The sequence below is a fragment of the Corynebacterium minutissimum genome (genome assembly GCF_016889765.1).
In the GTDB taxonomy this organism is placed as follows: domain Bacteria; phylum Actinomycetota; class Actinomycetes; order Mycobacteriales; family Mycobacteriaceae; genus Corynebacterium; species Corynebacterium minutissimum_B.
Window position 1 is genome coordinate 1,038,240 of record NZ_CP069533.1, and the last position, 13,932, is coordinate 1,052,171.

Annotated in this window: 12 protein-coding genes; 6 read left to right on the plus strand and 6 right to left on the minus strand. The window is 62.6% G+C overall.

The window, feature by feature from the left end:
- On the minus strand, positions 1-1,002 hold the full coding sequence (locus I6J26_RS04810; RefSeq protein ID WP_239121834.1) for a FecCD family ABC transporter permease: 1,002 nt from the start codon (positions 1,000-1,002) through the stop codon (positions 1-3).
- Between the two features lie 2 nt (positions 1,003-1,004).
- Positions 1,005-2,030: a FecCD family ABC transporter permease gene (locus I6J26_RS04815; RefSeq protein WP_115024483.1), complete on the minus strand. Its 1,026-nt coding sequence runs from the start codon at positions 2,028-2,030 to the stop codon at positions 1,005-1,007.
- A gap of 65 nt (positions 2,031-2,095) precedes the next feature.
- Here I6J26_RS04815 and I6J26_RS04820 point away from each other — a divergent pair, with 65 nt between their 5' ends.
- The 3 genes from I6J26_RS04820 (at position 2,096) to I6J26_RS04830 (ending at position 8,358) form a co-directional block, all read left to right on the plus strand.
- Positions 2,096-3,208, plus strand: a complete 1,113-nt coding sequence (locus I6J26_RS04820; RefSeq protein ID WP_115023794.1) for an ABC transporter substrate-binding protein — start codon at positions 2,096-2,098, stop codon at positions 3,206-3,208.
- A gap of 402 nt (positions 3,209-3,610) precedes the next feature.
- Positions 3,611-7,057: a bifunctional proline dehydrogenase/L-glutamate gamma-semialdehyde dehydrogenase gene (locus I6J26_RS04825; RefSeq protein ID WP_115023796.1), complete on the plus strand. Its 3,447-nt coding sequence runs from the start codon at positions 3,611-3,613 to the stop codon at positions 7,055-7,057.
- 35 nt (positions 7,058-7,092) lie between these two features.
- Positions 7,093-8,358: an AI-2E family transporter gene (locus I6J26_RS04830; RefSeq protein ID WP_239121835.1), complete on the plus strand. Its 1,266-nt coding sequence runs from the start codon at positions 7,093-7,095 to the stop codon at positions 8,356-8,358.
- A 126-nt stretch (positions 8,359-8,484) separates the two neighbouring features.
- On the opposite strand, the gene I6J26_RS04835 is transcribed toward I6J26_RS04830, so the two are convergent.
- On the minus strand, positions 8,485-9,051 hold the full coding sequence (locus I6J26_RS04835; protein ID WP_115023799.1) for a nucleosidase: 567 nt from the start codon (positions 9,049-9,051) through the stop codon (positions 8,485-8,487).
- Between the two features lie 110 nt (positions 9,052-9,161).
- Here I6J26_RS04835 and I6J26_RS04840 point away from each other — a divergent pair, with 110 nt between their 5' ends.
- Positions 9,162-9,659, plus strand: a complete 498-nt coding sequence (locus I6J26_RS04840) for an LppP/LprE family lipoprotein (protein WP_115023802.1) — start codon at positions 9,162-9,164, stop codon at positions 9,657-9,659.
- Between the two features lie 59 nt (positions 9,660-9,718).
- Positions 9,719-10,348 (plus strand): LppP/LprE family lipoprotein, encoded by a 630-nt coding sequence (locus I6J26_RS04845; protein WP_115023805.1) that lies wholly within the window; start codon positions 9,719-9,721, stop codon positions 10,346-10,348.
- A 31-nt stretch (positions 10,349-10,379) separates the two neighbouring features.
- On the opposite strand, the gene I6J26_RS04850 is transcribed toward I6J26_RS04845, so the two are convergent.
- Genes I6J26_RS04850 through I6J26_RS04860 form a run of 3 tightly spaced genes read right to left on the minus strand, consistent with a single transcriptional unit; the run spans position 10,380 to position 13,335 of the window.
- Entirely contained in the window at positions 10,380-11,657 is a 1,278-nt protein-coding gene (locus I6J26_RS04850) for a sulfate adenylyltransferase subunit 1 (protein ID WP_115023807.1), read from the minus strand.
- The gene (gene cysD / locus I6J26_RS04855; protein ID WP_115023810.1) at positions 11,657-12,553 is read right to left on the minus strand and encodes a sulfate adenylyltransferase subunit CysD; all 897 of its coding nucleotides are present in this window, start codon (positions 12,551-12,553) and stop codon (positions 11,657-11,659) included. The genes I6J26_RS04850 and cysD overlap by 1 nt, the downstream gene beginning before the upstream one ends.
- The gene (locus I6J26_RS04860; protein ID WP_115023813.1) at positions 12,553-13,335 is read right to left on the minus strand and encodes a phosphoadenylyl-sulfate reductase; all 783 of its coding nucleotides are present in this window, start codon (positions 13,333-13,335) and stop codon (positions 12,553-12,555) included. Before I6J26_RS04860 ends, cysD begins: the two co-directional genes overlap by 1 nt.
- A 160-nt stretch (positions 13,336-13,495) precedes the next feature.
- Between I6J26_RS04860 and I6J26_RS04865 the strand changes: the two genes are divergently transcribed.
- Positions 13,496-13,912, plus strand: coding sequence for a methylenetetrahydrofolate--tRNA-(uracil-5-)-methyltransferase (locus I6J26_RS04865; protein WP_115023816.1), 417 nt, complete (start codon positions 13,496-13,498; stop codon positions 13,910-13,912).
- The last annotated feature ends 20 nt before the right edge of the window (positions 13,913-13,932 follow it).

Sequence of the window (13,932 nt, forward strand, 5' to 3'; positions counted from 1 at the left end):
TTACTGACCTTTCATTCCAGCAGCTCGGGATTGCCACAGCAGCAGACCCGCCAGGTAGATGCCACCGCCGCAGACCGTAATAAGACCGGCAGGCAGAGTAATTGGGAAAAACAGCCGCTGCCCTGCTAAGTCGGCAGCGAGCAAGAAAAGAGCACCGAGGACTCCAGAAAGCAACACCGGTGTCCTGTCTGGACGCGAGAGCAACCGAGCCATATGCGGGGCCGCGAGGGCGATAAATGAGATTGGGCCCGCTATCGCCGTCGATACAGCGACAAGAACTGTGCCAACCAGAACCATCACCACACGTGCACGATTCACGTTCAACCCCAACGCACTCGCCGTGCTATCCCCCAGGGCAAGCGCGTCGCACCAGCCACGCAGCAGCAACCCAGCGACGCACGCCACGCCTCCCAGCACCCCCAAGGAGATAACGTAGCCCCAGGACACAGCATTCAATGTTCCAGCCGCCCAAGTCGCCGCACCTAAGGATTGCTCCAACTCGCCGCTTAGAATCAGCCACTTGTTTATTGCTGAAAGAAAGAACGTCACTCCAATCCCCACCACAATCAGCCTTGCTCCCGTGAGCCTTCCGGCAAATGAAAGCCACATGATGAGTAACGCAGTGACAGTCCCACCCACCAACGCGCCTAGCGCAATATTGAATGCGGAGCTAAAGCCCGCCAAGGATACCGCGATGACACCGGTATAGGCACCGGTATTGAACCCGATGATGTCGGGCGAGCCCAGAGGATTATGGGTGAGGATCTGAAAGATGGCGCCCGCTATGCCCAAACACATTCCTACGACAATCGCGGCAACCACCCGCGGAGCACGCCATTGCCACACGACGGTGGCCGCAAAGTCAGTGCTATTGGGATTCGTAGCCACGGACCACAACGCTGCGCTATCCTGCCCGGCACCAGGCGAGAAGAGCGAATAGGCAGCAATAGCTAGCGCGACGATCACAATGCCTGCAATGGACAAAACACTTCTCACGCTCACAATCACAACCTCCTTCCAGCGCGATGGGACAACGCAATCAATACTGGGGCACCAATGAGCGATACCGCGACGCCAGCCGGCAACTCAGCCGCGGTGAGGAAGCGGCCTACAATATCGGCGCCCAACAAAAACAAAGGCCCCACCACGGCAGCGGCGACAAGCTGTGCCCGCTCTTCATATACCCCGCACAGCCTGACCACATGCGGGATGACTAATCCAACGAACACAATCACCCCCGCTGCTGCGGTAGCGGTAGCAGCCAACACCGTTACCGCCGCGACAAGCCCCAAACGAGTCAGTTTGAGGTTGATGCCGAGACTCGCCGCAACGTCATCCCCCAGAGCAAGGGGCGGCAAGTGGCGAGCAAAGACAATCAACAGCACCACGCCTACTACTAGTCCGCCGGAGGCAATCACCACTGGCGTCCACGAAGCAACGTCAACGGAGCCCGTCACCCAAGCACGGATTCTCGCAAAGGCGTGAGGATCTATCAGGATCAGCGCGGAGGACAGGCCCTCACATACCGCCCCGATGGCTACACCTGCAAGAATCAGTCTCAGCGGATCAACATCGCCCGCTCTGCCACGTCCTACCGCGGTGACCAACAACATGGTCACTGCCGCACCGATGAACGCTGCGAACGAAAAAGCAAAAGGTGATTGCCACCCCCACCAGCCCAGAGCAATGGCCGCGGCCAAGCTAGCGCCAACGTTGATGCCAAAGACTCCGGTATCTGCCAACGGATTGCGAGTCATAATCTGCAGGACTGCGCCAGCGAGAGCCAAAGCACAGCCCGCACACACGGCAACGAGAGTACGGGGAAGCCGCCTCTCCCACACGATCGAGGAAGCGATACCAGGCTGCCCTCGAAGGGCAGCCAACACGTCACTGAAAGGAATGCTACGCGCCCCCAACGCCAGCGACAGCGCAACGCCGATACCGAGAATGGCAACGCCAGCAACCACTACCCAACCAAGACGCCGGGCACTTCCTTTGCCGGCGTACACCCCCTGCTCAATCACCAACACCACCCAAATACCTTCATATGCTCACGTTTCCTTAGCTCGACCTAATTTAGGTTAGGCTACCTTTTATGTATATTCGAAAGAAAATCGTATCGCGCACCCCACTTCTCCGACTCACCGCTGTTGGTCTTACCGCAGCGATAGGTCTCACCGGCTGCGCCAGCCTCGAAAACACCAACTCAAACGCTGACGCTTCCAACTCTGCATCCTCACCGTCAGAGAAAAAATCAGGAAACTCCAATTCAGCCTCGGGAAATGACTCCGTGGCCACCGGAGGCGAAGGCTTTGCCGGAGCAGGACAGAAAAGCCAAACCTTTGGCAGCGATGCAGCCCCTGGTCAATTCCCACGCACGGTCACGCATGCACGTGGAACGACCGAACTCAAAGAAAAGCCGCAGCGGGTGGTCGTTCTCGAAAGCGGTGAACTCGATTCCGTCCTAGCACTCGGCATGAAGCCAGTCGGCATGACCACGTCCAAGGGTCAGAACCCCGTCCCCGATTACATGGCCGACAAAGCAAGTGACATCGAAACGGTAGGCACGATCAACGAAGTCAATATGGAAAAGATTGCTTCACTCAACCCCGACCTCATCATCGGCTCGCAGCTGCGCATGGATAAGTATTTTGACCAGTTCAATTCCATCGCACCTACCGTTTTCTCGATTCGCCCTGGATACACCTGGAAAGAAAACTTCCGACTCATCGGCGAAGCCCTCGGAGAAGAAGAGCGCACCGAACAAGTCATGGCCGTCTATGACAAGAAAATCGAAGAAGTAAAGAAGGCCATTAAGGACGGGCCGGCTAGCGAAGACACCACCGTCACCATCCTGCGCTTCATGCCGGGCAAGGTACGCCTCTACGGGCGCCTTTCGCTCATCGGAACGGTGCTTGATGACGCCGGCCTCGCCCGCCCCGCCAACCAGGACATCGAAGAGCTCGCTACGGAAATCTCACCGGAGAACATTGACCAAGCGGACGCTGACTACATCTTCTACTGCAGCTACGGCGATCCTTCCGCCACCGGCCAAGACACTGCCATTGCCACTGAAGCTTTCCAGCAGCTTCCAGCGGTCAAAGATGGCCATGCCATCGAGGTCAGTGATGACACGTGGGCTCTCGGCTTAGGACCTCTGGGCGCACAGAAGATCGCTGCTGATCTCGCGGAGTATCTCAGCCACTAACACGGGGGTAGCGACCTCCCCTCAAAACAACACCTGTGGGATTGACTCACCCCAACTTAAGGGGCTAGCTTTCATGTAAGCGAGATGGGTTACACGTCTACGATTTCTGTGCGGCGGGCCATATCAAGGTCACCGATTTCTCGCTAATCAGACCAGGCCGCTGCCTGGCTGCTCCCCACATACAAGAAGGGTGGTCGCACATGAATGCTCACTTCATTAGGCAGCGTCGTTCTTCCGACCGGCCACCGGTTGTGTACGCCAGCGTTAAATAAGCACCTCTTTTTCATACAGACTGAACGGCACGGCGCAGAGTGTGCGCCCGTGTTGGACTAGAAAGTCTGCATTTTCCGCTTCCCGCAAGGCCGCACCAGTGCGCCTTGAGACCCATAAAGGTTGTAATCCATGACTAACGATGCTCACACCCCCGTGCCCGAATCCACTGACATTGATGCCGCGCTTGTCGACGCCTCCGCGGCCCAAGCCCACTCCTGGCTCGCCTCCACCGCTGATGAGCAGGACCCCGCCACGGAACAGCTTGCGGACCTCCTCCGCAACCCCGATGGCGTGGCCTTTACCATGGACTTCGTCGACCGCGTCATGCGCCCGGAAGATGACAAGGTGGCTGCCCACGCACTGAAATCAGTCACCGCCAGCTACGATGCCTCCTTCCTCGGCCTCATCAACGGTTCCCTCGTAGGCCTCGGCGGCTTCTTCGGCCCTATCCTTCCTAACCTCGTGATGCCGCTGGCACGCATGCGTATGCGCCAGATGGTGGGCCACCTGGTGCTCGATGCCGAGGGCGAAGCCCTCAACAAGACCCTGGACAAGGCTGCAGAATCCGGCGAGCAGCTCAACCTCAACCTGCTCGGTGAGGCCGTGCTCGGTGATAAGGAAGCCCGCTCCCGCGCTGACCGCACCTTGAAGCTCATCCAGAACCCGCGCGTGACCTACGTGTCTGTCAAGGCTTCCTCCATGGTGGCCCAGCTCAACCCCTGGGACATCGAGGGCTCGCTGGTCCGCCTCAAGGAGCGCCTGCGCCCGCTGTATGAAGCCGCGGTCAAGCGCCCGGACAAGGTCTTCATCAACCTGGATATGGAGGAGTACCACGACCTCCACCTCACCGTGCGCCTGTTTACTGAGCTCCTCAGCGAGCCGGAGTTCATGCACTTGGAAGCCGGCATCGTGCTGCAGGCTTACCTGCCCGATACTTTCGACGCCTTGGTCCACCTCGCGGAGTTCGCACAGAAGCGCGTGGCTGACGGTGGTGCGCACATCAAGATTCGCATCGTCAAGGGCGCCAACCTTTCCATGGAGCACGTGCAGGGAGAAATCCACGGCTGGCCGTCCGCTCCCTACTCCACTAAGGAAGAGGTGGACGCCAACTACTACCGCCTACTCGACTACATCCTGCGCCCGGAATTCGCCGAGTCCGTGCGCATCGGTGTGGCTACCCACAACCTCTACACCGCAGCTTTTGCCCACGAGTTGGGCAAGAAGCGCGGCGTGCTGTCCATGATGGATTCCGAGATGCTCCAGGGCATGTCCCCGGCCCAGCAGGCAGCCGTGCGCAAGGCCTTTGACGGCCGCCAGATCCTCTACACCCCGGTGGTGCACGCGGAGGACTTCGACGTCGCCGTCTCCTACCTGGTGCGCCGCTTGGAGGAGAACTCTGCACCGCAGAACTTCCTCTACGCCCTTTTCGCCCCGGAGGAGCAGGCGCTCAAGGACCAAGAGGAGGTCTTCCGCGAGGCCGTCGACCAGCGCTGGGATACCTTCGCCGGCCCGCGCCGCACCCAGAACCGCCTGGAGGAGGCCGAGCAGGCAGCCGGCCGCCAGGCACCGCGAACCGGGCGTTTTGCCAACGAGCCGGATACCGACCCGGCTCTGGAAGCCAACCGCGAGTGGGCGCTCAAGGCCCTGGCCACCGATCCGGGTGAACACGGGGTGGAGGAAGTAACGGATGCGGGGGTCGTCGACAAGCACGTGTCCCGTGCCGCCGAGCTCGGCGCCGAGTGGGGTGCGCGCTCTGCCGAGGACCGCGCCCGCGCGCTCGAGGCCGTGGCCGATGAGCTGGCCAACCGCCGCGGCGAGTTCATCTCCGTCGCCGCCTACGAGGCCAACAAGACCGTCACACAGACTGACCCGGAAATCTCCGAGGCCATCGACTTCTGTACCTATTACGCACAGTCCGCGCGCCTGCTGGAGCGCTACTCCGCCGAGTTCACGCCCCACCGCGTGACCGTGGTGACCCCGCCATGGAACTTCCCAGTGGCCATCCCCACCGGCGGCATTGCGGCGGCACTCGCCGCGGGTTCGGCCGTCATCATCAAGCCCGCGCCGCAGGTCGTACACTGCGCGAAGCTCGTCGTGGAAGCCTTCCGCACCGCACTGGAAGCCCAGGGCCTGGACCCGGATCTGGTCCAGCTCGTCTTCACCGATGAGGGCGAGGCCGGCCGCGCGCTCATTTCCCACGCCGACGTCGACGCCGTCATCCTCACGGGTGCGTCCGATACCGGCCAGCTCTTCCGCTCCTGGAAGCCGGAGATGAACATCATGGCGGAGACCTCCGGTAAGAACGCGCTCATCATCACCCCGTCTGCCGACCCAGACCTGGCCATCCAGGACCTCTACCTGTCCGCCTTTGGCCACTCCGGCCAGAAGTGCTCGGCGTCGTCCCTGGTCATCTTCGTCGGCGCGGCCGGCGATTCCCAGCGTCTGCGCTCACAGCTTGTCGACGCCGTCGAGACCCTCATCCCCGGCCCCGGTCACGAGATCACCACCACGATGAACGGCCTGGCCGAAGCCCCGAGCGAGAAGCTCCTGCGTGGACTTACCCAGCTGGAGCCGGGCGAGTCGTGGCTGATTAAGCCGAAGAAGCTCAACGAGGAAGGCACGCTGTGGTCCCCGGGTATCCGCGATAACGTGCGCCCGGGCTCCTGGTTCCACGTCAACGAGTGCTTCGGCCCGGTCCTCGGCATCATGCATGCGGAGACGTTGGACGAGGCCATCGAGTGGCAAAACTCCACCGGGTACGGCCTCACCGGCGGTATCCACACCTTGGATAACGACGAAATCGATTACTGGCTCGAGCGCGTCGAGGTGGGCAATGCCTACGTCAACCGCGGCATTACCGGCGCGATTGTCCAGCGCCAGTCCTTCGGCGGCTGGAAGCAGTCCGTCATGGGGCCGGGTGCCAAGGCCGGTGGCCCGAACTACGTGGCACAGTTCGGTACCTGGGCCGATGGCGCGCTGCGCCCCTTCGACGTCGATATCACCCAGCCGGTGGTGTCCCAGCTGCGTGCCTTCGCTAACCTGTCCCTTTCTGATGAGGACACCGCCTGGCTGTGGCGCGCTGCCGAGCTCGACGAGCTGGCCTGGCAGCAGGAGTTCGGCCGCGACCACGACCGTGCTGGCTTGGTCTGCGAGGCCAACGTCTTCCGCTACCGCCCGCTGCTAAGCCCGCTGCAGGTGCGCATTTCTGAGGATGCCCAGCTTCGCGACGTCGCCCGCCTCACCCTCGCCGCCACCCGCACCAACTCCCCGGTTCGCTTCAGCGCCACCCCGGAGAAGGCCGCGGAGCTGCGTGAGCTCGGCTTTGGCGTCGACGGCGTGGCTCTCGAGGCGTTCCTCCGGGAGGTCTCCAGTCTCGAGTCCGGCCGTGTGCGCTCGATAGGCTCCGTGGAAGAGGGCGTCTTTGAGGCAGCGGTACAGTCCAACTCGGTGGTGCTGGACCAGCCTGTGCTTGCCGACGGCCGCCGCGAGCTCCTCCCCTTCCTCCTCGAGCAGGCCGTATCGGTGACCATGCACCGCTTCGGCATCATCCGCGAGGTGGGCAGCATCCGCGCATAGTTAATTTCCTGCGCTCATATGAGAAGATGTAGCGCATGAGTCAAAACACCGGTGATGCCACCGCTTCGGACGCCCAGCACACTGAGGCCTCCGACGCGGTGGCGAAGCCCATCAATGAAGAAGCCACCCTTCACCCCTCAGAAACCGACGACAAGTCCCGTGTCCTCGGCCGCGATGCCATTTCCCTGGCGAAGATCTGCCTGATCTTCATCATCGTGGTCGCAGGCGTGGGCCTGGCCGGCTACCTGCTGAAATTCATTTGGGTGGGCCTCCTGCCCGTGATCCTTGCCATCCTGGTCTGCACGGTACTTTTCCCGGTGACCGCCTGGCTGCGGGGCAAGAAATTCCCCCGCGCCCTAGCCGCCATCACCACCCTGCTCGGCTTCCTGGCCATCATCGGCGGTGTCTTCGCCGCGATGGCACCGGTCGTGTCCACGCAAGGCGCGGCTCTGGTCAATCAGGCCGAGGACGGTCTGAACAAGCTCGTCGTCATGGCTAAGGATCTCCCCTTCGAGATTGATGCGGCGAAGGTGCAGGAAGTGCTTGATGACGCCATGGCGTTCATCAAGGGCCAGGCCTCCCAGATCGCTACCGGCGTCATTTCTGGTGTCTCCATGGCCAGCTCCATCGTCATGGCCTTGGCCATCATGCTGTTCGTGTCCTTCTTCATCCTCAAGGACGGCGATAAATTCCTGCCGTGGCTGCGCACCTACACCGGCTACTCCGCCGGCTGGCACGCCACTGAGCTGCTGACCCGCGTGTGGAATACGCTGTCCGGTTTCATCCAGGCCCAGGCTGCCGTGGCGGCTGTCGACGGCCTCCTCATCGGCCTCGGCCTCTGGGCCCTGCAGGTCCCGCTGGCCCTGGTTATCGGCGTGGTGACTTTCTTCGCCAGCTTCATCCCCGTCATCGGTGCGGTGACCGCAGGCGCCTTGGCCGTCATCATTGCACTGGTGTCCGACGGCCTCACCAAGGCCCTTCTTGCCCTGCTGCTCATCATCGTGGTCCAGCAGGTGGAGGGCAACGTCCTCCAGCCGATGCTCCAGTCGAAGGCCATGGGCCTACACGCTGCCATGGTGCTGCTCTCCGTCACGGTCGGCTCCGCCCTCGCCGGCATCATCGGCGCTTTCCTTGCCGTACCGGTCGCCGCCACCATTGCCGTCGTCTTCCGCTACCACCAGGAGATGGCCAGCCTTCGCGCCGGCGAGATCGCAGCTAAGAACATCAAGATCTCCACCACCGAGGGCCATGACACCGTCATGAAGCTCTTCGAGCACCTTGAGGCCAGCGGCGCCCGCTAGCCACACAACCGGCGCATGGCTCGAGCTTTCTCGGCCGTGCAACTGCCCTAGTTGCCAAACTTCTCCCCCGCCACCCGCGGCGGGAGCAATGGTTTTGGCAACTAGGGCACTTTCCATATGTAGGGCCTAATCTGCGGTGACCGTGCCGAAAGCCTCGGCCAGTTCTTCCGCCGCGCGGTCCAGCACAGACGCCCACGTGCCATAGGACTCCTCATTGGCGGTGTCCGAGACCTGCTTGAGCAACGTGCACGGCACACCAAACTTCCGGCACACCGCCGCGATGGCATAGCCTTCCATGTCGCACAGCTCGGAATCCTGGGCAAGGCGCGTGCGGGTTGGGGTATCGGAGATAAAGGAATCACCCGTCGCCAGCGACGCCGTGGGCAACTTACCGGAGGTCTCCAGCTCGATGACCTCCGGAAGGAGATAGCGGGAGACATCGCTGAGCACGTCCAAATGGAAGTCGTGCTTTCTCACGTGGGAGATCTCGAAGACGCCAGAGAGGTCGTCGACAAGCGCGCCCGCAGTACCAATGTTGATGACGCGCTCCGGCAGCACCTCAGCCGAGGCCAGCGCGTTCGTCAGCTCAATCGCGGCGGGAACCGTGCCGATCCCCGTGATGAGCAGCGGCGCGCCTTCCGGGACGTGAGAGGCTTCAGCGTCAACGGCGGCAACAAACAAGACATTCTCCATGCCTGCGAGACTACCCGGTGACCCGAGGAATGTTCTCCACAGCTCTAGTCCGGGGCCCTGGCCGCTTGTAGGGTCTGGAACCACACCGAGACCTCAGAAAGGAGAACACCATGTTCACACCACGAGCTTTCGCCGGAGCAGCACTACTCTGCCTCCCCCTTATCGCCTGCAGCAGCCCCGAAGAAGTCCAAGCCAGCCCCGTCGCTGAAGTCTGCGGGGTAAGAAACGCCCAAGCGGCTGTCAACGCCAACATCGCGCAGGTTCCGCAGTGGAATGGCCACAACTGGAAGGTTGTCGATAGCTCCCACTTCGACCCGTGCGCGGATCTGAGCTGGCAGACCATTTCCGTCGAGGGCGGCACTGCCTCCTCGCCGCACCACATCATGCTCTTCCACAAGGGCCACTACCTCGGCACCGCGACCGCTGAGCCCTATGGCTTCTTCCCCAGCATCGAGCAGGTCAACGGTAACGAGATTTCCGTGACCTACCACTGGCCACAGGCAGGCGACGCCAATGCCGCGCCAACGGGCCAGACCCATGCCGGCTTCCGATGGGACGCCGCCCAGCAGAAGGTCATCATGAACGGCGATGTTCCCCCGAAGGCCTAGATAAGATAGAGCCAGTCGTGCGCCCCACAAGAGGCGCACAATGCGAGGAAGGAACATCAATGTTGAGGCGTAGCTGTGCACTTGTGGGCGCTGCCCTTCTCTGCCTCCCGCTCGCCTCCTGCTCCGGCGACGCGGCGCAGGATAATTCGCCAACGTTCGATACCGTCCACAACAGCGCGACGGACAACGCTCCGGATGACACGGAGAGCACCGATGACCCCGAAGCACCGACCGCGGGCGCCTCGCCGACGCTTCCTGCTGAGGCCCCGGCAGAAGAAGAGGACGCAGAATCCTGCGAGACTATTGACGCCCACGCGGCCTATGAATCAGGAATCGGCACGATTCCTCCGTGGCAGGACAACAACTGGACGCTGGTGGATTTCTCACAGTTCGATCCTTGTGCGGAGCTGAGCTGGCAGATCATCACTATCGAGCGCGGAACGGCCTCTTCGCCTTACCACATCATGCTCTTCCACAAGGGCGACTACCTGGGCACCGCGACCGCCGAGCCCTACGGTTTCTTCCCCACCGTCGAGCAAGTCAGCGGCACTGAGATTGCTGTGACCTACCACTGGCCGCGCGAGGGCGAAGCCAATGCGGAACACACCGGAACTACGGAGGCCGGCTTCCGCTGGGACGACGCCCAGCAGAAGGTCATCATGAGCGGCGACGTCCCGCCGGGAAGCTAAGCGCGGCGGTTCGGCCGCCGCAACGCAACCTTTAACGTAGCCGCTGGCCCACAAACCCTGCGGCCAGCGTGTTGCCGCTGGAGGCATCGATGAGCAAGAAGTTGCCCACCGCGCCACGCGCGGCATAGTCCTCCACCGGCAGCTCCGTCTGGGTCTGGATGGTGACGTAGGCGATGTCGTTGAGCGAGGCCTTCTCCGGCGACTCGTCGTCGGCCACACCGTCGAGGTCGAGGATGCGATCCACCGACGCGATACGGGCCTTGACCAGGTCGGTGCCGTAGCGCAGCTTGAGCATCTGGCCTGGTGTGAGGTCCTTGTCGGTAAGCACGACCGCAGTCGCGGCGAACTCGCGGACCGCCTCGGGGCGCTGCGAGCCGGCGAGGAGATCACCGCGAGCAAGATCGATGTCATCAGCCAACAACAGCACGACGGAATCCCCAGCCGTGGCCTGCTTGCCTTCAGCGAGCGGGCCATCAGCGGTATCGATACCCGTTACGGTGGTGGAACGCCCGCCCGGTGTTTTCACGGTATCCCCCACCGCCACGTGACCGGCCTTCACGCGGCCGGCATAGCCGCGATAATCGGAGGCGTGCTCACGGATGACGTACTGAATGGGGAAACGGAAGTCCAAGTCATCGGCGCGCCCGGTTGCCACGGGGACGGTCTCCAAAACATCCAGGACGGTCGGCCCGGAGTACCAGTCCATGTTCGTGGAGCGCTCCACGACGTTGTCGCCCTTAAGCGCAGAAATCGGAATAGCCACCGAATCGCTAAGCCCCAGGCGCGCGGCGAGTTCGGAGAACTCATACTCAATGGAGCGGAAGGTGGCCTCGTCATAGTCCACCAAGTCAATCTTGTTCACGCCCAGCACCACGTGGCGCACACCCAAGAGCGCTGCGACGTTGAGGTGGCGGCGGGTTTGCTCGACGACGCCATGGCGGGCGTCGATAAGCAGCACCACCACCTGGGACGTCGACATGCCGGTGACCGTATTGCGCGTGTACTGCACATGTCCCGGGGTATCGGCGAGGATGAAAGTGCGCTTATCAGTGGCGAAGTAGCGGTAGGCCACATCGATGGTAATACCCTGCTCGCGCTCGGCGCGGAGGCCGTCGACAAGCAGCGAGAGGTCCATACCGTCAAAGCCGCGGTCGGCGGAGGAGCGCTCCATGGATTCCACCTGGTCCGCCAGCACGGACTTGGTGTCATAGAGCAGGCGGCCGACAAAGGTGGACTTGCCGTCATCGACGGAGCCAGCGGTGCACAGGCGGAGGGTGTCGCGCTGCTTAAGCGCGGAAACGTTGCTCATCAGAAGTAGCCTTCCTTCTTGCGGTCCTCCATGGCGGACTCAGAGAGTTTGTCGTCGGCGCGGGTAGCACCCCGCTCGGAGAGGGTAGACACAGAAATCTCGGCGAGGATCTCATCCGTCGTGGAAGCCGTGGAATCCACCGCGCCGGTGCAGGACATGTCACCTACGGTGCGGTAGCGCACAGTCCGGGTCTCCAGCGACTCGTCCTCGCGGGGCCCGCCCCACTCGCCCGGGGTCAGCCACATGCCGTTGCGCTTGAACACCTCGCGCTGGTGGGAATAGTAGATGGACGGCAGCTCCAGGTTGCGGGCGCCGATGTACTCCCAAATATCGGACTCGGTCCAGTTAGAAATGGGGAACACGCGCACGTTTTCGCCGGCCATCTTGCCGCCGTTGTAGAGGTCCCACAGCTCGGGGCGCTGGCGACGCGGGTCCCAGCCGCCGAAGGAATCGCGGATGGAGAAGATGCGCTCCTTGGCGCGGGCGCGTTCCTCGTCGCGGCGCGCGCCGCCCAGGACGGCGTCGTAGCCGCGCTCCGCGATAGTCTCCACGAGCGGCACGGACTGCAGCGGGTTGCGGGTGCCGTCGGGGCGCTCCTGGAGCTCGCCGCGGTCAATCCAGTCCTGGACCAGGGCCACATGCAGGCGGGCGCCGGATTCCTCAATGAGGCGGTCGCGGAACTCGATGACCTCCGGGAAGTTGTGGCCGGTATCGACGTGGATGAGCTCAAACGGCACGGTGGCGGGGGCAAAGGCGCGGCGGGCGAGCTCGAAGACGACGACGGAGTCCTTGCCGCCGGAAAAGAGCAGTCCTACCTTGTCGAATTGCCCGGCGACTTCGCGCAGGATGTGGAGGGATTCGTTCTCTAAGTCTTTAAGGTGTGGTGAAAGAGTCATTATTCGTGCAACCCGCATTCTGTCTTGCCGTCAGCGAATACGCGCCCGGAGCGCGCGTCCTCACCTTCGCCCACCGGGAACGTCAGCGGCGCGCAGCCGATGGAACGGTAGCCCTGAAGGGTAAGGGGATGAATGATGAGGTCGTGGTCCTTGATGTACTTGTCGGTCTGGTCAAGATCCCACGTAATGATCGGGGAAATCTTCAGCCGGCCGGTGCGGTCCAAGCTCAGCGCCGGCGCGGTGGCGCGGTGCTCGGAATCGGCGCGGCGCAGGCCGGTGACCCACCCGACGTACGGGTCCATCGCCATGTTGAGCGGTTCCACCTTGCGCATGCGGTTATACGCCGCCACATCGCGCGCATACAGGCGCGGGCCGTAAATCTTGTCCTGCTCCTCGGGGCTCAGAATCGGCAGGACCCGCACCAAGGGAAGGTCCGCATAGCGCTTGGCGACGTCCCCCGCCACCCCCAACGTCTCCTCAAAGTGCCACCCAGTATCGATGAAGAGCAGGTCGGCGTCGAGGTGGGCGCGGTGAACGAGCTCTGCGAGGACGGTGTTTTCCATAGACATCGTCACTGCAAGCCGGCCCGGCGCGTGCTCGGCGGCCCATTCGGTGATGGTCTCGGCGGAGGCGTCGTACAGTTTGTCGGCCCAGGCGTCGACGAGTTCTTGGTTGCGCTGTGCCACTGAGGGGTCGAGCGGTGCGGTGTCTCGTGTGCCCTCGGGGCTGATGCTGGGGTCGCGGTAGTCGCCGCGGTCCAGCAGGTTGGTCGGTTCGGTCATGGCATCTCACTTTAGGGGTGATGGGTGCGGCGCGCAGCCCTTCCCGGGAGGCTTAGTGCCGTGAGCTTGGGCACTGGGGAGAATAAAAATTGGCCGTAGTGAACCGAGCGGACTAGATTTACAGACTAGACAGTCTATTCTTCGAACCGAAGGGGTTCTCATGCAGCGTGTTGCTATCGCCGGCGATAGCCCGGCGGCGCTCTCCACCGCGGAACGGCTCATTGCGGCCGGTTTGTGTGTGGACCTCTTCTGTGAGCGCCCCGCGCCCTTCGGTTTGCTGCGCCGCTTCGCTGGGCTTTCTGGTGCTGAATCTGCTCCTGCTCCGTGCCCGAAGGGAACAACGCCGAGGCTGCGACTCATCGGCAACGTCCGCGTGGGCACTGGCCCTGACGCCGATATTAGCCACACGGACCTCAATCAGCTCTCCGCGTCTGGCGACCGCCACCTCGTTTTGCTAGAGCTCATGGCACGTGGCGTGGCCATCACGACGTGGGAAGGCCTATGCCGCCCCACTGCCGACATCGAGGATTGGGCTACCGTCGCGGCCCGCGCCCAGCGCGCCCCGGTCTGCTTCTAGCGCGCGAGCTAGACGCTCGC